General features: G+C 71.3%; 14 protein-coding genes. 5 read left to right on the top strand and 9 right to left on the bottom strand.

What is annotated here, in order from left to right:
- Positions 1–3: 3 nt before the first annotated feature.
- The 3 genes from ACQPXB_RS31410 to ACQPXB_RS31420 all read right to left on the bottom strand — a co-directional run bounded on the left by ACQPXB_RS31410 (position 4) and on the right by ACQPXB_RS31420 (position 4,175).
- Complete coding sequence (locus tag ACQPXB_RS31410) at positions 4–1,248, bottom strand: PucR family transcriptional regulator (protein WP_366582131.1); 1,245 nt, start codon at positions 1,246–1,248, stop codon at positions 4–6.
- A 180-nt stretch (positions 1,249–1,428) separates the two neighbouring features.
- Positions 1,429–1,884, bottom strand: a complete 456-nt coding sequence (locus tag ACQPXB_RS31415) for a (2Fe-2S)-binding protein (RefSeq protein ID WP_360603922.1) — start codon at positions 1,882–1,884, stop codon at positions 1,429–1,431.
- A 26-nt stretch (positions 1,885–1,910) separates the two neighbouring features.
- Complete coding sequence (locus tag ACQPXB_RS31420; protein ID WP_366582132.1) at positions 1,911–4,175, bottom strand: xanthine dehydrogenase family protein molybdopterin-binding subunit; 2,265 nt, start codon at positions 4,173–4,175, stop codon at positions 1,911–1,913.
- Between the two features lie 482 nt (positions 4,176–4,657).
- Between ACQPXB_RS31420 and ACQPXB_RS31425 the strand changes: the two genes are divergently transcribed.
- The 4 genes from ACQPXB_RS31425 to ACQPXB_RS31440 all read left to right on the top strand — a co-directional run bounded on the left by ACQPXB_RS31425 (position 4,658) and on the right by ACQPXB_RS31440 (position 9,386).
- Positions 4,658–5,806, top strand: a complete 1,149-nt coding sequence (locus tag ACQPXB_RS31425) for an ROK family transcriptional regulator (RefSeq protein ID WP_366582133.1) — start codon at positions 4,658–4,660, stop codon at positions 5,804–5,806.
- Between the two features lie 91 nt (positions 5,807–5,897).
- Positions 5,898–6,266: an ArsR/SmtB family transcription factor gene (locus tag ACQPXB_RS31430; protein WP_285974562.1), complete on the top strand. Its 369-nt coding sequence runs from the start codon at positions 5,898–5,900 to the stop codon at positions 6,264–6,266.
- 10 nt (positions 6,267–6,276) lie between these two features.
- On the top strand, positions 6,277–7,008 hold the full coding sequence (locus tag ACQPXB_RS31435; protein WP_366582134.1) for an HAD family hydrolase: 732 nt from the start codon (positions 6,277–6,279) through the stop codon (positions 7,006–7,008).
- Positions 7,005–9,386 (top strand): glycoside hydrolase family 65 protein, encoded by a 2,382-nt coding sequence (locus ACQPXB_RS31440; RefSeq protein ID WP_432845434.1) that lies wholly within the window; start codon positions 7,005–7,007, stop codon positions 9,384–9,386. Before ACQPXB_RS31435 ends, ACQPXB_RS31440 begins: the two co-directional genes overlap by 4 nt.
- A 257-nt stretch (positions 9,387–9,643) precedes the next feature.
- Here the strand turns inward: ACQPXB_RS31440 and ACQPXB_RS31445 are convergent, their stop codons facing one another.
- The 3 genes from ACQPXB_RS31445 to ACQPXB_RS31455 form a co-directional block, all read right to left on the bottom strand.
- Positions 9,644–10,606 carry a Ppx/GppA phosphatase family protein gene (locus tag ACQPXB_RS31445; protein ID WP_366582136.1) on the bottom strand — a complete coding sequence of 321 codons (963 nt, stop codon included), beginning with the start codon at positions 10,604–10,606 and terminating at the stop codon, positions 9,644–9,646.
- A gap of 212 nt (positions 10,607–10,818) precedes the next feature.
- Positions 10,819–11,859, bottom strand: a complete 1,041-nt coding sequence (locus ACQPXB_RS31450; protein ID WP_366582137.1) for an LLM class F420-dependent oxidoreductase — start codon at positions 11,857–11,859, stop codon at positions 10,819–10,821.
- A gap of 94 nt (positions 11,860–11,953) precedes the next feature.
- Positions 11,954–12,547, bottom strand: coding sequence for a TetR/AcrR family transcriptional regulator (locus ACQPXB_RS31455; protein WP_432845435.1), 594 nt, complete (start codon positions 12,545–12,547; stop codon positions 11,954–11,956).
- Between the two features lie 292 nt (positions 12,548–12,839).
- Here ACQPXB_RS31455 and ACQPXB_RS31460 point away from each other — a divergent pair, with 292 nt between their 5' ends.
- On the top strand, positions 12,840–14,111 hold the full coding sequence (locus tag ACQPXB_RS31460; RefSeq protein WP_366582139.1) for an MFS transporter: 1,272 nt from the start codon (positions 12,840–12,842) through the stop codon (positions 14,109–14,111).
- Between the two features lie 16 nt (positions 14,112–14,127).
- Here ACQPXB_RS31460 and ACQPXB_RS31465 read toward each other — a convergent pair whose 3' ends face one another.
- From ACQPXB_RS31465 to ACQPXB_RS31475, 3 genes are all read right to left on the bottom strand, one after another.
- Positions 14,128–14,583, bottom strand: a complete 456-nt coding sequence (locus tag ACQPXB_RS31465; RefSeq protein WP_386950055.1) for a phospholipase D-like domain-containing protein — start codon at positions 14,581–14,583, stop codon at positions 14,128–14,130.
- A 136-nt stretch (positions 14,584–14,719) separates the two neighbouring features.
- The gene (gene fahA / locus ACQPXB_RS31470; RefSeq protein ID WP_432845436.1) at positions 14,720–15,925 is read right to left on the bottom strand and encodes a fumarylacetoacetase; all 1,206 of its coding nucleotides are present in this window, start codon (positions 15,923–15,925) and stop codon (positions 14,720–14,722) included.
- Positions 15,922–19,251 (bottom strand): DUF885 domain-containing protein, encoded by a 3,330-nt coding sequence (locus ACQPXB_RS31475; RefSeq protein WP_432845437.1) that lies wholly within the window; start codon positions 19,249–19,251, stop codon positions 15,922–15,924. Before ACQPXB_RS31475 ends, fahA begins: the two co-directional genes overlap by 4 nt.
- Positions 19,252–19,303 lie beyond the last annotated feature (52 nt).

Genomic DNA, 19,303 nt, shown 5'->3' on the forward strand with positions numbered 1-19,303 from the left:
GCCTCAGCCGGCGCGCGTCGGCCGCGGGGCCGGCAGGTGTGAGGTCTCCGGGAACAGGTGCAGCGCACGCAGGGCCGCTCCCAGCTCGGCGATGTCCGCCGGGTCCGTGAGCGAGCGGCCGAGCTCGTCGGTGATGCGGCGCAGGCGGTGGCGGATCGTGTTGGGGTGGCAGAACATCCGTTCCGACGTGAGCTTCGTGGAGCCCTGGCAGTCGAACCACGCGCGCAGCGTCAGCAGGAGCACGTTGCGGTCGTCGCCGGGCAGGTCGAGGATCGGGCGCAGCACGTGGTGCGCGAGCTGCACCGACGCTTCGGGCGCGCTGGCGACCAGGCCCGCAAGCGGCGACTCCGTGAACTGCACCAGGCCCGTGGAGCCGGGCGCCATGCTGGAGAGCGCGACGCGCGCGAAGTGCAGCGCCCGGGAAGTGTTGCCCAGCCCCGAGAACACCGGGCTCATGCCGACGCGGCCCACCGGCGCTTCGCGCAGCAGGTCGATGGTCACCTTGCACGCCGACGGGTCACGCAGCGACACCACCCCGACCTGCAGGTCCGGCGTGAGCCGCCACGCCGAGGCGTGCTGGGCCTCGCGCAGGCGCTGTTCGATCTTCGGCAGCGGTTCGTGGCCCAGCCGCGGCGTTTCGGCCGCGACGACCACGAAGCTGCCGTCCACGGTCAGCTCCAGCACGCGGGCGATGTCCCAGAGCGTGCCCTCGGTCGCGGCGCCGCCGGCGAACAGCGCCTCGACCAGAGCCGAGCGCCGGTTCTGGTGCGCCACCACGACTTCGGCCGCGGTGTCCCGATAGGACGAAGTGAGCGCCTCGGCGTAGTCGTCGACCAGGGCCCACACGGCGGAGGTCGCGGCGACGAGCCCGGCGAGGTCCTGGTGCTCGCCGCGCGCGGTCAGCAGCACGAACCGGTGCCACACCTCGGTGAGCCCGATCCGGTACGCCCGCAGGACTTCCGGCAGCGGCGCGCCCTGCAGCGCCCGCGCGCGGCCGGTGGCGCGCGCCTGCGACAGGTCGGGCACGTCCTCGCCGCGCAGTGTGCGCATCACGTAGTCGAGGTTGGCGCGCACGGACTTGCGCAGCTCGGCGTGCGTCACGAACCGCTGGTCGCGGTAGACGGGCATCTGCTCGAGGATCTGGTGCGTGGTCGCTTCGATCAGCTCGGGCATGGCGGTGTCGACCTCGGCGGCCAGCGCCGAGACCACGGGCGCGAGCCCGTCGCGCAGAACTGTCTGGTAGTGCATCAACGCCCTCCAGGCCGAAGCGAAGGGCGCTCACGCGCCCTTCGCCCGTGACCGTACGGGGACTCGTCGTTGAGCCCTCGGGAAGGTCATCTAACACGACGGCCGGTCACTCGGCCGGGTGAACTTGTGACACTTGCCGCGAATGCGGAGGAACTGGTGTAGAACTTCCGCATTCGCGGATCACATCTTCGCCGCGGCCGCCTTGATCGCCTCGCGGATGCGGAAGTACGAACCGCAGCGGCACACGTTCTCGATCGCGTCGATGTCGGCGTCGGTGGGGTTCTTGGTCTTCTTCAGCAGCGCGACGGCGGCCATGATCTGGCCCGGCTGGCAGTAGCCGCACTGCGCGACGTCCTGCTCCAGCCACGCCTCCTGCACCGGGTGCAGGGTGTCGCCGTCCGCCAGGCCCTCGATCGTGGTGACCTCGCGGCCCTCGCACTCGGAGACGGGAACCACGCACGGGTTCACCGCCTCGCCGTCGAGGTGGCTGGTGCAGGCCTTGCAGACGTTGATGCCGCAGCCGTACTTGAGGCCGCGCACCTTCAGCTTGTCGCGCAGCGCCCACAGCAGCGGCAGGTCGGCGGGCGCGTCGACGGTGACGGTCTTCCCGTTCACCACGAAGGTGTAGTTGGGCATGGGAACTCCTTGCGGTGGTGGGGAGATCAGCGGGGGAACGGCTCGAAGTCGACCGGGAAGTTGATCGGGAAGCTGCGCGGCTTGATGCCGGTGGCACGGGCGTAGGCGTTGGCGATGGCGCCCACCGGCGCCGGCAGGCCGAGCTCGCCCGCGCCGCCGATCTCGCTGCCGTTGGCCGGCATCACGAACACGTTCACGTCCATCGGCGCGTTCTTCTGGCGCGCGTAGTGGAACTGCGAGTAGCTGCCTTCCAGCGGGAGCCCGTTGTCGATGTGCAGGCCCGCGGTGAGCGTGGTCGAGATGGCGTCGGTGAGCCCGCCGAGCATCTGCGACTGGATGCCGCGCGGGTTCACCGGCTTGCCGACGTCCACGGCGATGGTCGCCTTGGTGACGCGCGGGTTCTTCGGGTCGCGCGCGTCCATCTCCACCAGGCAGGCGGTGTAGGACTTGTACTCGCCGTGCACCGCGATGCCCTGCGCGAAGCCCTTCGGCATCTTCTTGCCCCACTCGCCGAGCTCGGCGACCTTGTCCAGCACCGCCTTCTGGCGCGGCTCCTTGATGAACTCGCGGCGGAACTCCAGCGGGTCCTTGCCGAGCTTGGCCGCGATCTCGTCGGCCATGATCTCCTCGGCGCCGCGGGTGTTCGCGGAGTAGACCGAGCGCCACGCCGAGGTGTGGAACTTCAGCGGCACCTCGTTGAGCAGCTGCGTGGTGACGCCGTAGTTGTAGGGCGACTTCACCGTCAGCAGGAACACCGTCTGCGCGAAGCTCAGGTTGCCGCCCACAGGCAGCTTCGCGGCGAACGCGGTGAGGATCTCGCCGAGGCCGTGGCCCCAGTCGGTCTCGACGCTGGCCACGCGGTGCTCGAACGTGAGCACCTGGCCGAGCGCGAAGGTCGCGCGGATCTTGTGGTGGCTCGCGGCGCGGGCGCGGCCGTGGCGCATGTCGTCGATCCGGCTCCACATGAGGCGGACGGGCTTCTTCATCGCCTTGGAGATGTGCGCGGCTTCCAGCGCGGCGTCGAAGAACAGCCGGCGGCCGAAGGAACCACCGCCCTGCTGGACGTGCACGGTGACCTTGTTCTCCGGCAGCCCCAGCTCCTGCGCGATGGTCTGCTTCGCGACGATCGGCGACTTCAGGCCGGCCCAGATGGTGGCGCTGTCCTCGCGGACGTCGGCGACCGCGGAGTTCGACTCCATGGGCGCGTGGCTGACGAACGCGAAGTCGAACTCGCCGTCCACGTACTGCGTCAGCAGCGGCGGCACCACGAACGGCAGCGCCGCGGCCTGCAGCTTCTTCGTGATGGACGCGTTGTTCTCGCCGTCGACCGTGCCTGCGTTCCAGGTGACGTCGAGGGCGTTCTTGCCGTCGAGCGCCTGACCGAACGTCTCGGCCATCACGGCGACGCCGGTCTGCACGACGGCGATGTCGATGATGCCGGGCATCGCACGCACGGCGGCCTCGTTGTTGACCTTCTTGACCGTGCCGTTGATCGTCGGCGGGCGCCGGACCATCACCGGCATCGCGCCGGGGATGTCGAGGTCGAGCGTGTAGACCTGCTTGCCGGTGACCATGGCGAGCGCGTCCTTGCGCGAGGTCGGCGTGCCGACCAGCGTGTGGTCCGACTCGGCCTTCGGCTTCACGGCCGCGGTGGGCAGGTCGGCGCGGGCGGCCGGGCCGGCGAGCACGCCGTAGGAGGCCTTGCGCCCGTCCGGGGAGCGCACGAGACCGTCGCGGGTGGTCAGGCGCGCCGCCGGGACGTTCCACTGCGAGCTCGCGGCGGACACCATCCGGGCGCGGGCCGTCGCCGCGGCGGTGCGGATCGGGTCGTACAGCGACCGCATGGTGTTGGAGCCGCCGGTGAGCTGGTTGAACAGCAGCTCCGGGCGCGCGTCGGCGAGCACCACGTCGACCATGTCGAGCGGCAGGTCCATCTCTTCGGCGACGAGCATCGCGCTGGCCGTGTTGATGCCCTGGCCGACTTCGGCGCGCGGCAGCTGCAGGCGCACGCGGCCGTCGGTGGTCACCTCGAGCAGGAGCATGCCGGACGTCGGCGCGCAGGAGAGCGTGAGCACGTCGCCGAGGTCGAGGATCTCGGCGGGCTGCGGCAGCGTCGGCACCACGGCTTCGGCCGTGCCCGGCGCGAGAGTGTCGAACGACAGCTTCGTCGCGACCGTCAGGGTCGGCGCGGCGACGAGGTAGGTGAGGAAGCGGCGGCGGCCGACGCGGCCGCTGTCGTCGTCCGGCGCGGCGTCGCCCTGTGGTCCGGGGCTGGTGGTGGGACTGGCCATCGGGAATCCCTTCGGGGCACTCGCGCCGGTGAGGATGGCGCGGCCGGGCGAGCGTCGCTGCGACGGTGCAGCCCGGATGGTGGAACGGGAGGTCTGGCGCGCCACGCTAAGGACGTGACAGAAACGACGCAACGCGCGGTAGTCGTGTCGACTGATGTCTGTGACGAGGTAACAGCCGACCGCCTCCGAATGTGCGTCGTGACACATTCACCACTGGTCGGATCGGGCGTTCACGGGCGTGCCGACGGGTGAGCGCGGGCTGGGCCGGATGGCCCTTCGGAATCCGGCCCCGCGCGCCCTCCCGCGGGATGGCGCCGACCACCCGTATCGTCGTCTGGACGCTCTGCCGCTGGTCACCGAACGGGTGAAAAGAAGGTTTCCTGCCGAAGCCGGTTACCTTGGCACGGGTGACATCGGCACGAGTAGGAAGCGGGCGGCACGTGGTGGGCGCGGGGACTCCGCCGGTCGGCACGCCGGCCGGGATGCGCAGGATCAACCAGCGGGCGGTGCTCGACCTGCTGCGCCGCGGCGGGCCGGCCACGCGGCCGCAGGTCGCGAAGGACACCGGGCTGTCGAAGCCGACGGTGAGCCAGGCGCTGCTGGCGCTGGAGGCCGCGGGCCTCGCGCGGGCGACCGGGCACACGTCCACCGGCACCGGCCGGTCCGCCGTGCTCTACGAAGCCGACCCCACCGCGGGGTACGTGCTGGGCGTGGACATCGGGCGCGAGCACATCCGCGTCGCCGTGTCGGACCTGGGCCGCACCGTGGTCGCGCGGCGCGACGCCCGCAACACGGCCCGTTCCGGCAGCGCGCTCGTCGCTTCCGTGGGCCGGCTGGCGGGCGAGATCGTGGCCGAGGCCGGGCTGACCGACGCCGACATCGTGGTGCGCGTGCTGGGCTCCCCCGGCGTCGCGGACCCGGCGAAGCGCTGCTTCCGGCACGCGCCGAACCTGCCGGGCTGGGGCAAACCGGGCCTGCTCGACGACCTGGAGGCCGCGCTGGGCCCCGACCTGGTCGTGGAGAACGACGCCAACCTCACCGCCGTCGGCGAGTGGGAAAGCGGCGCCGCCCGCGGCGCGTCCGTGGTGGGCTGCCTCATGATCGGCACCGGCGTCGGCATGGGCCTCATGGTCGACGGACGCGTCTTCCGCGGCGCGACAGGCGCCGCCGGCGAGATCGGCTACCTCCCCTACGGCCGCACTCAGTCCGGCGGCGAGGTCCCGGCCCGCGGCCACCTCGAAGAGGCCACCGCCGCCCAGTCCGTGGTCCGCGGCGCGCGCGAACTCGGCCTGGGCACGGCGAAATCCGCCCGCGAGGTCTTCCGCCTCGCCCGCGAAGGCGACGAGCTGGCCCAGCGCGCCGTGCAGACCGAAGCCGACCGCCTCGCCTACACGGTCGCCTCCGTGGCCGCCGTGGTGGACCCCGAACTCATCGTCCTGGGCGGCGGCATCGGCACCGCCGCCGACCTCCTCCTGGACCCCATCGACCGCGCCCTGCGCTCCTTCACCCCCCTCCTCCCCACCGTCGTCCAAGGCGAACTGGGCGACGACGGCGTCCTGACAGGGGCGATGAGCGTGGGGTTGCGCGCTGCGGAGGGGCTGGTGTTCGAACGCCGGGTCGGGCCGGCCTGAGCCGGAACGCCCCGCCGCGTCCGAAACACCCGATCCCGGTAGCCGCGGTGGTCCTCGTGCGGGCCGGGTGGAATCATCGGCCACTGTGAGCATCGAGCCCGACCGGCGTCTGATCGACCCGGAGCGCGTGGCCGCCGCTGTCGCCGGGCTCGGGGACAGGGCGGTCATCGAGGAGTGGGCGGGGCGGTTCGCCGTGGTGGCCGATCCGTCGCGGCTGGCGTTGCTCGTGTCGATCCACTACGCGCGCGAGATCAGCGTCACCGATCTCGCGGCGGCGACGGGCATGACGGACACCGCCGTTTCGCAGGCGCTGCGGCTGTTGCGGGCCCACGGATTGGTGACCGCGCACCGCGACGGGCGCGTGGTGCGGTACCGGCTGGCGGACGCGACGGTGCACGAGCTGATCCACCGCGTGCGGCCGCACGACACGGGTGCCGCGGAAGCGGATCCGGACCGGTAGGTTTGCACGCATGATCGGACTGCCGGACACCATCACCGCCTGTCTGTTCGACCTCGACGGCGTGCTGACCGGAACGGCCGTGCTCCACCGTGAAGCGTGGAAACGGACGTTCGACGAGTTTCTCCGCAGCCGGGACGGCGACGCGTTCCGGGAGTTCACCGACCACGACTACGCAGCCTTCGTCGACGGCCGCCCGCGCGCCGACGGCGTGCGCGAGTTCCTGCGCTCGCGCGACATCCAGCTGCCCGAGGGCTCGCCCGACGACGGCGTGGACGAGCCGACCGTGAACGGCGTCGGCAACCGCAAGAACGAGCTGGTCCTCAAGATCATCGAAGAGCGCGGCGTGAACCCCTACCCCGGCTCCGTGCGCTACCTCGAAGCGGCGAAGACGGCCGGCCTGCGCATCGCCGTGGTGACGTCGTCGGCCAACGGCGCGAAGGTGCTCGACGCCGCGGACCTGACGAAGTTCGTCGAAGCCCGGATCGACGGCCTGGTCATCCGGCGCGACAACCTCAAGGGCAAGCCCGCGCCCGATTCCTTCCTCGCCGGCGCGAAAGCGCTCGGTGTCGAGCCCGCGCACGCGGCCGTGTTCGAGGACGCGCTTTCGGGTGTGCAGGCCGGGCACGCCGGGCACTTCGGTTACGTGGTGGGCGTGAACCGCGCCGACCAGGCCGACGAACTGCGATCCCACGGCGCCGACGTCGTCGTCGACGACCTCGCCGAACTCCTGGAGAAGGCATGACCGAAACGCTGTTCGGCTACGAGTGCTCGCCGTGGGAGCTGCGCTGGCGCGGCCTCGACGTCGACGCGTTGCAGCGCACGGAGTCGGCGTTCGCGCTGTCCAACGGCCACATCGGCCTGCGCGGCACGCTCGAGGAGGCCGAGCCGCGCGGGCTGCCCGGCACGTACCTCAACGGCTTCTACGAGCAGCACGAACTGCCCTACGCCGAAGGCGGCTACGGCTACCCCGAGGAGGGGCAGACCGTGGTCAACGTGACCGACGGCAAGATCCTCCGGCTCCTGGTCGAGGACGAGCCGCTCGACATGCGCTACGGCACCGCGGTGAAGCACGACCGCATGCTCGACTTCCGCAGCGGCACCCTGACCCGCTCCACCGAGTGGTCCTCCCCCACCGGCCGGCGCGTGCGCGTGAAGACCGAGCGGCTGGTGTCGTTCACTCAGCGCGCGATCGCGGCGATCCGCTACGAGGTGGAGCCGGTCGACGAGGACCTGCAGCTCGTGGTCCAGTCCGACCTGCTGGCCAACGAACCCATCGAGTCCGACACCCGCGACCCGCGCGTGGCCGCCGCTCTCGACACGCCGCTGGTGTCGCAGTTCAACCGCGCGGCCAACTACCAGGCCGTGCTCGTGCACCAGACGCGCAACTCCGGCCTGCGCATGGCCGCCGCGATGGACCACAAGATCGAGGTCGACGACGGCATCCGCACCCGCATCCACAGCGAGGACGACCTCGCGCGGCTCACGGTCGCTGTCGACGTGCCGAAGGGCGGGCGCCTGCGGATCACGAAGTTCCTGGCCTACGGCTGGTCCGCGCAGCGGTCCGTGCCCGCCCTGCGCGCGCAGGTCGAGGCCGCGCTCGCCGGCGCGCGCCAGACGGGGTGGAAGGGGCTGATCAGCGAGCAGCGCCAGTACCTCGACGACTTCTGGGCCACTTCGGACATCGAGATCGACGGCGACCCCGAGCTGCAGCAGGCCGTGCGGTTCGCGCTGTTCCACCTGCTTCAGGCCGGGGCCCGCGGCGAGACGCGCGCGATCGCCGGCAAGGGCCTCACCGGCCCCGGCTACGACGGGCACGCGTTCTGGGACACCGAGACGTTCGTGCTGCCCGTGCTCACCTACACCATCCCCGACGCGGCGCGCGACGCCCTCGGCTGGCGGCAGTCCACAATGGACAAAGCCAAGGAACGCGCGAAGCAGCTCGGCCTGCGCGGCGCGGCTTTCCCGTGGCGCTCCATCACCGGCGCCGAATGCTCCGCGTACTGGCCCGCGGGCACGGCGGCGTTCCACGTGAGCGCCGACATCGCCGACGCCGTGCAGCGTTACGTCAACGCCACGGAGGACGAGGACTTCGAGCGCACCTGCGGCGCCGAGCTGCTCGTGGAAACGGCGCGGCTGTGGGCTTCGCTGGGCCACTACGACCGGCACGGCCACTTCCGCATCGACGGCGTGACGGGTCCGGACGAGTACTCGGCGGTGGCGGACAACAACGTCTACACCAACCTGATGGCGCGCCGGAACCTGATCGCCGCCGCGCAGGTGTGCGAAAAGTTCCCCGACGTCGTGGAGCAGTTCGAAGTGGACATCGCGGAGCTCGACAGCTGGCGATCCGCGGCCGACGCGATGTTCCTGCCGTACAACCAGGAACTCGGCGTGCACCCGCAGTCGGAGGGCTTCCTGGAGCACGACGAGTGGGACTACAAGGGCACCGACCCGGCGTTCTACCCGCTGCTGCTGAACTACCCGTACTTCGACCTGTACCGCAAGCAGGTCGTGAAGCAGGCCGACCTCGTGCTGGCGCTGCACCTGTGCGGCGACTCGTTCAGCCCCGAGGAGAAGGCCCGCGACTTCGCCTACTACGAGGCCCGCACGGTGCGCGACTCGTCGCTCTCGGCCGGCACGCAGGCCGTGATCGCGGCCGAGGTGGGCCACCTGGACCTCGCGTACGACTACCTGGCCGAGGCCGCGATGACCGACCTGCACGACGTGCACAACAACGTCCGCAACGGCCTTCACATGGCCTCCCTCGCCGGCGCGTGGCAAGGAACGGTCGCGGGCTTCGGCGGCCTGCGCGACCACGGCGGCCAGCTCTCGTTCGCCCCGCGCCTGCCCCGCCAGCTCGGCGGCATCACCTTCCGCCTGGCCTTCCGCGGCACCCGCTTCCAGGTCGCCATCCGCCCCGGCGAAGCCACCTACCACGTCCTCGAAGGCGCCGCCTTGGAGCTCGTCCACCACGGCGAGCGCTTCACCGTCACCACAGACCCCGTGACGCTCCCCATCGTCGACGTCGACCCGGGCGCCCCGCCGGTCCAGCCCTACGGCCGCGCGCCCCAACGCCGCGACGCGTCGAAACTGCGCCAGTTCGTTTCGCCGGAAGCCTGAGTTTCCGTGCCCGGCGGGCGCTCAGGCGTCCGCCGGGCTCAGGCGTCCTCAGCGTCTTCAGTACCCGGCGGCGACTCCACTTCCTTCGTCTCGCTCGGCGTCAGATCCGGCCCCGGCGCCGAGGGCACCTCGGAACGCACCCGGCTGGGATCGGGCAGCGTCAAGTCGTCTTCGTCGTCCTCAGCGCGATCCCGCGGAAAAAGCTCACGTGTCATACGTCCGGGATACTCCGTGACACCCTGGCCGCACCAGAGGTGTCACGCAGCCGGACGCGAACCCGTGCTGTCCGGGGTCGTGACGAGCGCGTCGAGCAGGGTGAGCAGCAGGCCGTCGCGCGTCGACCACGGACAGATTGCCATGCGTCCGCCCGCGATGGTCAGCAGTGCTTCCGCCACAACAGCGCCACCAAGCGCCTGCTGCGCTCGCTGGCGTGAGATGCCGGGCAACTCGGCCCGCTTCGCCGACGGCATCGCAGCAAGCCGCGGGATCCACACCCGCAAATCGTCGAGATACAGCTCCCGGTCCTTACCGGGGCGATCCCCCGCAAGCCGGGCCAGCTGACGCAGCACCTTCGAGCACCCGACCACCCGGTGGCCGGTGATGTGCTCGGCCGCATCCCCCAACGCGCCCGACACCTCCTCCAGCACGTGCTCGCGCAGCGCCCGGACCTTCTTGGACCGCACCGGCGGCTCGGCCGGCAGCCAGTCGCGCGTGACCGAGCGAGCCCCCAGCGGCAGCGAACGGGCGAAGTCGGCCTGCGAACCGCGCCCGGCCGACAGCTCCACCGTGCCGCCGCCGATGTCGAGCACCAGCAGCGGGCCCGCGGACGCGCCGTACCAGCGCCGGGCGCCCACGTAGGTCAGCTCGGCCTCGCGGCGCCCGGACAGGAACTGCAGCTCCACGCCGGTGTCGCGGCGGACGCGGCGCACCACTTCACGAGCGTTGGCCGCGTCGCGGATGGAAGACGTCGCCAGCGGGAACACGTCGCGCACGCCGTGCTCCTTCGCCACGGCCATGCCGCCGGCGACCGCCGCGGAGATGGCCGTGATGCCGCGCGGGCTCAGGCGGCAGTCGTCGTCGAGTTCGCGGTCGAGGCGCAGCCGGGTCTGGTGGCTCAGGGCGGGCTCCAGAGGTGTGCCCCCGGGCTCGAGTACGACAAGGCGGGCGCTGAACGAACCCACGTCCAGAACCCCTGCAGCCGGCCCCGCTATTTTGCGCACAGTCAGGCCTACCTCGCTTTCGCCTTCGCCGTCGTGTTCCCCCGGAAGACCTTTCCTACACCTGATGTGACCCATCAGAGGCGGATTTACGGTTTTCCCACCACAGCCGCCGAGTCCGAGGTGCGACTTCTTCGCACCTTCTTATTACGACATGGTAAACCGAACGCCTGAGCGAGACGGATTCGTCCCGCTCACCGGCGCGTCGACCCAGGTCAGCCGATGATCTCCTTCAGCTTCGCCACCGCCTCGACCCGAGCCTCGCGGCCGGGCTGGAGTGGACTGACCACGAGCGTGGTCACCCCCGCTTCCGCGAACGCCGCCACCCGTTCCTTGACGTACGACGCGGGGCCCACGAGCGAGATCGCGCGCAGCAATTCCAGCGGCACAGCGGCCGCCGCCTCGTCCTTCTTGCCGTCGAGGTAGAGGTCCTGGATCCGGTTCGCCTCGGCCTCGAAGCCGTAGCGCTGGGCGAGGGTGTTGTAGAAGTTCTTGCCGCGCGCACCCATCCCGCCGATGTAGAGCGCCAGGTGCGGCCGGACCTGGTCGAGCAGGTGCTCCACGTCGTCGCCGATCGCCAGCGCCGGGCCCGCGAACACGTCCAGCTCGCCCAGCGCCGGGTCGCGCTTGGCCTTGCCCTCGGCCAGCGCCTCGCCCCACACGTCGTTGGCCTTCTCGGGGTGGAAGAAGATCGGCTCCCAGCCCTCGGCCAGCTCCGCGGTCAGCGCGACGTTCTTCGGCCCCAGCGCCGCCAGCAGGATCGGGATCCGCTCGCGCACCGGGTGGTTGATCAGCTTCAGCGGCTTGCCCAGTCCCGTGCCCTGCTCCGGGGGCAGCGGGATGGTGTAGTGCTTGCCCTCGTGCACGACGCGCTCGCGCCGCCACACCTGCCGGCAGATCTCCACGATCTCGCGCGTGCGGGCCAGCGGCGCGTCGTACTTCACACCGTGGAAGCCCTCGATCACCTGCGGGCCCGACGCGCCCAGCCCCAGCGTGAACCGGCCGCCGGACACGAAGTCCAAGCCCGCCGCCGTCATCGCGGTGAGGCTCGGCGTGCGCGTGTAGATCTGGAAGATCCCGGACGCCAGCTGCACCCGCTCGGTCTTCGCCGCGAGGTAGCCCAGCTGGCTCACCGCGTCGAAGCTGTAGGCCTCGGGGACGAAGGCGATGTCGAGCCCGACCTTCTCCAGCTCGACGATGTCCGCCACGCTGTCGGCGAACCCGCCGGAGTAGTTGATGCCCGTCCCGATCCTCATCGCGCTCCTTCGTTCCCACGGCTCAGCGCACCGGCCTGGCTAAGCGTGCGCTTAGCCTAGCGACGCGCGCCCCGATGGGCCACCACCGGCACGATCACCCCGGCTCGGACCGGCAGCCGACGATCCGCAGGGCGAACGTGCCGTAGAGCGCGGCCACCTCGGCCGCGGTGTAGTGGCCGTCCGGGTGGAACCAGGCCTTCGCGTTGTTGCCCATCTCCAGGATCGCGAACGAGGCCACCCGCGGTTCGGGCACGTTGAACAGGCCCTGCGCGCAGCCGCGGTCGACGATGGCGAGGATCTGCGCGCCGTAGGCATCGCGTTTGTCGATGATCGCCTGGCGCAGCGGCGGTTCGAGGTTGCGGATCTCGCTGTTGCAGACCGTGACCTCGGCGGGGTTCTCGAGGAAGTCCAGCACCGTCACCTCGGTGGCGCGCCGCAGCTGGTCCGCCAGGTCGGTCACGCCGTCGAGGGCGGTGGCGAGCGCGGCCAGGGCGCGGTCCATCGCCACGTCCATGATCCGGTAGAGGAGATCCTGCTTGGACGTGACGTGGTTGTAGAGGTTCGGCGCGGAGACCGCCAGGACCTGCGCGATGTCCTTCATCGAGGTGCCGCGGTAGCCCCGGCTCGCGAAGAGATCACGAGCGGCTTCGTGCACGGCGTGCGGCGAGACGGCCGTTGACTTGGTCACAGCTCCAGACTATCGTCCCTTTTCACCCATTAATGAACGTTAATTAACCATCGATCGGCGACGCCTGCCGATCGATCTCGCGAACGGCCGACTCCAGCCACAGCCACGCGGCCGCCCTCGCTCCTGAATGCCGACGCAGTCATCAGGTTCGGACGGCGTTTCCCGCCGTCCCCAAAGCAACGAGGAGAGGTACATGGCGAGTGAGCTGACGCCGGACCGAGCACGAGGAACGTCGAGATCCGCGACCGCACAGGGTGCGCCCGGGGAGCCGTCGAACCGAGCACGTCCACCGATGCGGCGGGTCGCCCTGTCGGTGCTGATCGGCACGACCATCGAGTGGTACGACTTCCAGCTCTACGGGATCGCCGCCGCCCTGGTCATCGCCCCGCTGTACTTCCCGTCCGCGGACCCGCTCGCCGGCTCGTTGCTGGCGTTCTCCACCTTCGCGATCGGGTTCGGGGCGCGGCCGATCGGCGGCATCATCCTCGGCCACTTCGGCGACCGGATCGGCCGGAAGAAGATGCTGGTCCTGTCCCTGACCATGATGGGCTTCGCGACGTTCCTCATGGGCGTGCTGCCCACCTACGCGCAAGTGGGCGTGTGGGCGCCGATCCTCATGGTGCTCTTGCGCCTGGTGCAGGGTTTCGGAGTCGGAGGCGAATGGGGCGGCGCCGTGCTCACCGCCGTGGAGTACGCCTCGCCCCGCAAGCGCGGCCTCTACGGCAGTCTCCCCCAGATCGGCGTCCCGGCCGGGCTGGTGCTGTCCACCCTGGTGTTCCTGCTGGTTTCGCAGCTGCCCGAGCAGCAGTTCATGGCGTGGGGCTGGCGGATTCCGTTCCTCATCAGCATCGTGCTGGTGGCCGTGGGCCTCGTGGTGCGGCTGCAGCTGCGCGAGACGCCGGTGTTCGAGAAGGTCCGGGAACGCAAGGAGGCACAGCGCGCGCCGCTGATCACCGCGATCCGCGCGTACCCCGCGCAGATCCTGCTCGCCATCGGATCGATGATCAGCACCGGCGCCTACTACTACATCGTCAACACCTACGCCCTGAGCTACGCCACCTCGGCGAAAACGATGGACCGGGGCTCCTTGCTCACCGCCATCATGGTTTCCGGCGTGGTCGCGTGCGTGGCACTGCCGTACTTCGGCTCGATGAGCGAACGCTTCGGCCGGCGCCGCATGATCCTGATCGGCCTCGCCGCGATGGCGGCGTGGATCTACCCGACGATCCTCGCGGTCGCGAGCGGCAACTTCGCCGCTGTGCTGGGGGCTTACCTCGTGGGCGCGATCTTCTTCAGCATCAGCTACGGACCGCAGGCCACGTTCATCGTGGAGATGTTCGACGCCCGCGTGCGGTTCAGCGCCGCGTCGACCAGCTTCCAGATGGGCGTCCTGCTGGGTGGCGCGCTCGCCCCGATCATCGCGGCCGCCCTGGTCCGGGCCACCGGCTCGGTCGTCTCGGTGGCCGTCTACGTCTGCCTGGTGTCGCTGCTGTCGCTCGGCTGCGTGCTGGGCGTCAGCCGGGCGGCCCTGGCCCGAGGGAGTGCCGACCTCGACTCCGTGTGATCACTTCCATCCCCGATCACCTCGGAGTTCTCGGCTGCGCGGATCCACCCGCGCGCTCCGGGGGCCGTGCCCACGCGGGTGCGGCCCCTCGGAGTTTCCCCCGCTTGCTCCTCGGCCGTCCACGACGGGGACCCCACAACGGACCCTGCGGCCGGCCGGCGCGACGGGAGACGCCGGGGAGCAGCACGAGCCGGTGGGTGCGGCGCTCGCCGCGGCGTTCCCGGCTAGCTTGCTTCTCCGCGAGGGGCCGCCACGGGTCGTCGACCACCTCGGCCGGGTCGGTGCCCAGCTCTGCGGCGAGGCGGCCCCGGTGCTCGGACCACAGGCGCAGCCTGGTGGCGCGAACCAGCGCGCGGTCGTCGGTCGTGATGTCGACTTCCGTGACGTTGAAGAGCTCGTGCTCGTCGAGGTTCGCGGATCCGACGGTCAGCCACTCGTCGTCGACGATGCCGAGCTTCGCGTGGACGTACACCGAGGCGGCCCAATCGCCGTCGTGCGCGCGTGAGCCGGAAGTCCGCGCTCGCGTGCCACCCGGCGCCGTCGACCTGCGTCGCCTGTGTCTTCGGTTCCGGGCATGACCGCGACCGGTCAGGTCCGGCGCGCTCGGCCTAGCGTGGCACGACCCGGCCGGTCACCTCCCCGAAGCCGATCCGGGTGCCGGACGGCCCGGGTGCGGTGGCGCTGATCGAGACCTCGTCGCCGTCTTGCAGGAAGGTGCGCGTTTCGCCGTCGCCCAGGGGGAAGGGTTCGCGGCCGCCCCAGCTCAGTTCCAGGAGCGAACCGCGCTGTTCCTTGGCCGGGCCGGTGACGGTGCCCGACGCGTACAGGTCGCCGGTCCGCAGGCTGGCGCCGTTGACGGTGAGGTGCGCGAGCTGCTGTGGTGCGGTCCAGTACTGCGTGGCGAAGGGCGGGCTCGACACCAGGTGGCCGTTGATCCGGATCTCCAGCGCCAGGTCCAGCCCCCACGGCTCGGTCACCCGCAGGTACTCCAGCGGCTGCGGTTCCTGCGCCGGCTGCGGCACGCGCGCGTGCTCCAGCGCGGCCAGCGGCACGATCCACGGGGCAACCGACGTGGCGAACGACTTCCCGAGAAACGGTCCCAGCGGCTGCGACTCCCAGCCCTGGATGTCGCGCGCGGACCAGTCGTTGACCAGGCACACGCCGAACACGTGCGTCGCGAAGTCCTCGACCGGAACGGGCGTGCCCAGCGTCGACGGGGTGCCCACCACGAAGCCGACCTCGGCCTCGATGTCGAGCAGCTTCGACGGCCCGAACGACGGCTCCGTGGCCGTGCGCGGCTTGCGCTGCCCCGACGGCCGCACGACCGGCGTCCCAGACACCACGACCGTGCCGGCCCTGCCGTGGTAGCCGATCGGGAGGTGCTTCCAGTTCGGCATCAGCTCGTCGTCGGCGCCGCGGAAGATCTGCCCGGCGTTGATCGCGTGCTGCTCGCTCGAGTAGAAGTCCACGTAGTCCGCGACCTCGAAGGGCAGGTGGTTCGTGATCTCCGCGCGCGGCACGAGGTGCGGGCGCACCTGGTCGGCGTAGCGCCCGGCCGTGAGCCACTCGCGCACCTGCTCGCGCGCGTCGTGCCACGTCGCGGGTCCGGCCGCCAGCAGCGGGTTGAGCACGCCGCTCGTGAGCAGCTGCGCGAACGGCGCCGCCGCTTCCTCGGCCGCGGCCGACAAGTCGAGCACGTGCTCGCCCACCGCCACGCCGACGCGGCGTTCGGGCTCGCCACCGCGGGAGAACACGCTGTAGGGCAGGTTGTCGAGCCCGAAGTCCGTGTCCTCGGGCAGGTCGAGCCAGGTCACCGCGCGACCCCCGCCCGCCGGGCGGCGATCCACTCCGTCACGAGGTTGTCCAGTGTGGACAGTGGCAGGTTTCCGTTGCCCAGCACCACGTCGTGGAACTCGCGGATGTCGAAGTCCGCGCCGAGGGCCTCCTCGGCCGCGGCGCGGACGCGCTCGATCTCCAGGCGCCCCACCATGTAGCCGAGCGCCTGGCCCGGGTTCGCGACGTACCGGTCGATCTCCGCCTCGATCTCGATCCGCGCCATCGGCGTATTGGCCACGGCGTAGTCCACGGCCTGCTGACGCGTCCAGCCCAGCGCGTGCAAGCCGGTGTCGACCACGAGCCGCGCGGCGCGCATCGAGTCCTGCGTGAGCATGCCCAGGCGCGTGACGTCGTCGGAGTACAGGCCCATCTCCTCGGCGAGGCGCTCGGAGTAGAGGCCCCAGCCCTCGATGTAGGCGTTGAACGGCACCAGCCGCCGCAGCAGCGGCAGATCCGTGAGCTCCTGCGCGAACGAGAGCTGGAAGTGGTGCCCCGGCACGGCTTCGTGGAACGCGATCCCCTCGCTGGTGAACCGCGGCCGCGAGCTCGCCTCGTGGGTGTTGGCGTAGTACGTGCCCGGGCGCGAGCCGTCGAGCGACGCGGGCAGGTAGTAGGCGATGGTGCCGCTGGCCGCGTCGGCCTCGGGCACCGGCGCCACCACGCACTTCGCCGCGGGCACACGCGAGAACCACTGCGGCGCAACGGCTTCCGCCCGCGTGATGGCGGCGCGGGCGCCGGCCAGCAGCTCCTCGCCGTCGCGCCAGCGCAGCGCGGGATCGCTGCGCAGGTGCTCGAAGATCTCGGCGAGGTCCTCGGTGCCGAACACCCGCCCGCCCAGCTCGCGGTACTCCCGCGCCAGCTTCTCGGCGATCCGCAGGCCCGTGTCGTGCAGGTCCTGCGCCGTGCGGTCGGTGGTGGTCTCGGCGCGGATCAGGCCCTGGTACTTCTCCTGCCCGCCCGGCAGGTGCCCGATGCCCGGCTCCGACTCGGGCTTGGCGACCGGCGCCACCTCGTCGGCCAGGAACGCGCGGTAGCGCGCGAACGCCGGACGCACGACCTCGGCCAGCAGCCGGTCGCGCTCCTCGGCGAACCCGGCGACCTCGACGGCCGGCGTGACCCGCAGCGGGTCGGCGTCCCCGGCCGCGAGGTAGCGCTCGACGTACCCGATGCCCACGCGCACCAGGAAGTCCGGCGGCGCGAAGCCGTCGGCCACGGTGGCGCGCTGGGCTTCGATCACGGCGTCGAGGTAGCCGCCGATGCCCGCGAGCCGGCGCAGGTAGCCCCGGGCCTTCTCCTCGTCCTCCGGCACCAGCGCGGAGAGGTTGGTGATCAGGTACAGCGCCGGTGAACTGAACCCGTCGCTCACGGCGAACCCGGACAGCCGTGAGTCGAGCGTGTCGACGACCCCGCGGGCGCGGGCGATCACCACGTCGCGGGTCACAGCGTCCGTGGCCGAAAGGCGGGCCTGGTCGATCGCCTCCGCGCGATCGGCGAGGTCGGCGAAGCGGGTGCGGAAGCTGTCGGTCGCGGCGAGGCTCGGGTCGGGCAGCACACCGTGGTCGCCGGGCAGGCCGTACATCGTGCGCTCCAGCGGCGCGCGTTCGAACTCGAGCTCCAGCAGGTCCTCGGCCAGGCCCGCGACGGTGTCCCCGTGGCCGGCGACCCAGTCGGTGACCACCGTGTCGAGCACCGACAGCGGCAGCGCGCCGCCGGAGAGCACCACGTCGTGGAACGCGCGGACGTCGAACTCACTGCCCAGCCGGGTCTCGGCCGCGGCGCGGATCCGCTGGATCTCCAGGCGCCCCACCAGGTACGCGAGCGCCTGGCCCGGGTAGCCGATGTAGCGGTCGATCTCCGCCTCGATCTCCAGCCGGCCCATCGGCGTGTTCCCGACGAGGTAGTCGATGGCCTGCTGCCGGCTCCAGCCCAGCGCGTGCAGCCCGGTGTCGACCACGAGCCGCCCGGCGCGCATCGACTCGAGCGTGAGCATGCCGAGCAGCGAGACGTCGTCGGAGTACAGGCCCATTTCGTCGGCGAGGCGCTCGGTGTAGAGGCCCCAGCCCTCGACGTAGGCGTTGAAGTCGCCGAGGCGGCGCAGCAGCGGCAGGTCGGTGAGCCCGAGCGCGGTGCTCAGCTGGAAGTGGTGGCCCGGGATCGCCTCGTGGAACGCCGTGGCCTCGGCGGTGTGCCGGAACCGTTCGGTGGCCTCGTAGGTGTTCGCGAAGTAGGTACCCGGGCGCGAGCCGTCGACGGCCGGCGGCATGAAGTACGCGGGCGGCGCGCCGGGCGCGGAGTCCTCCGGCACGGCCTCGACCGTCCACGGCTGCGGCGGAATCGTGCCGAACCACTTCGGCGACTCGGCCGCCGCACGCGTGATGGCCGAGCGCGCGGTGTCGAGCAGCTCCTCGGCGCTCGTCCAGCGCAGCTTCGGGTCGGTGCGCAACCGCTCGAAGATCTCCTGCAGGTCGCGGGTGCCGAACACGCGCTCGCCCAGCGCCTGGTATTGCTCCACCTGGCCCGCGATCACCGCGAGGCCGGTGTCGTGCAGCTCCTGCGGCGAGCGGTCGGTGGTGGTGTGCATGCGCGCGAGGCGTGTGTAGATCTCGTCCCCGCCGGGCAGCCACGACACGCCCGCGCGGTCGTCGGGCCGGCCGTGGGCCAGCACCTCGGCTTCCAGGAAGTCGCGGTACTCCTTGAACGCCGGACGCACGACGTCGCGCAGCAGCTCCTCGCGCCGGCTCGCGAACGCCTCGTCCGGCGCCGGCTGGCGCAGCAGCGGGTCACCCGCCGGTTCGGCGAGGTACCGGTCGACGTGGGCGATCGCGCCCTTCACGAGCCGCTCGACGGGCACCAACCCGGCCTCGATGCCTTCGCGGTGCCGCAGCACGACCGCGCGCAGGAAGGCCGGAATCTCCGCCAGCCGGTCGAGGTGCACCGAGGACTTCTCCCCCGGCAGCACGGGCACCATCGGCAGCGCCGAGAGCAGCCCCGCTGCGGGGCCGACGAACAGGTCGGTCACGGTGAACTCGCCGAAGCGGCTGTCGATCAGGTCGAGCTTGCCCTCGATCGAGTTGATCACCACCTCGCGCGTGACGCGGTCCGTCGCGTCGAGCTCGCCGGCCTCGATCGCCCGCGTCCGTTCCAGCAGACCGGCGAGCCGGTCGCGGTACGCGGCTTCGGCGGCGGCGCTCGGGTCGCCGAGCCCCGGCGCGTCGGGCTTGATGCCCAGGATCGCGGCGGAGAGCGGTTCGAAGCCGAACATCTCGCCGACGAGCTCGTCGGCGAGATCTGTGACGACGGTCATGGGTGCGGACTCCCGGGGTTCGGTGGTGCCGTGCGATTCCGACCCTAATGGA

It is taken from the genome of Amycolatopsis sp. CA-161197 (assembly GCF_050942255.1).
In the GTDB taxonomy this organism is placed as follows: Bacteria; Actinomycetota; Actinomycetes; order Mycobacteriales; family Pseudonocardiaceae; genus Amycolatopsis.

What these genes read in the sequence shown, in the direction of transcription:
- ACQPXB_RS31410 (WP_366582131.1), bottom strand. Translation starts at nt 1,248, where the DNA reads ATGCACTACCAGACAGTTCTGCGCGACGGGCTCGCGCCCGTGGTCTCG.
- ACQPXB_RS31415 (WP_360603922.1), bottom strand. Translation starts at nt 1,884, where the DNA reads ATGCCCAACTACACCTTCGTGGTGAACGGGAAGACCGTCACCGTCGAC.
- ACQPXB_RS31420 (WP_366582132.1), bottom strand. Translation starts at nt 4,175, where the DNA reads ATGGCCAGTCCCACCACCAGCCCCGGACCACAGGGCGACGCCGCGCCG.
- ACQPXB_RS31425 (WP_366582133.1), top strand. Translation starts at nt 4,658, where the DNA reads ATGCGCAGGATCAACCAGCGGGCGGTGCTCGACCTGCTGCGCCGCGGC.
- ACQPXB_RS31435 (WP_366582134.1), top strand. Translation starts at nt 6,277, where the DNA reads ATGATCGGACTGCCGGACACCATCACCGCCTGTCTGTTCGACCTCGAC.
- ACQPXB_RS31440 (WP_432845434.1), top strand. Translation starts at nt 7,005, where the DNA reads ATGACCGAAACGCTGTTCGGCTACGAGTGCTCGCCGTGGGAGCTGCGC.
- ACQPXB_RS31450 (WP_366582137.1), bottom strand. Translation starts at nt 11,859, where the DNA reads ATGAGGATCGGGACGGGCATCAACTACTCCGGCGGGTTCGCCGACAGC.
- ACQPXB_RS31460 (WP_366582139.1), top strand. Translation starts at nt 12,840, where the DNA reads ATGCGGCGGGTCGCCCTGTCGGTGCTGATCGGCACGACCATCGAGTGG.
- ACQPXB_RS31475 (WP_432845437.1), bottom strand. Translation starts at nt 19,251, where the DNA reads ATGACCGTCGTCACAGATCTCGCCGACGAGCTCGTCGGCGAGATGTTC.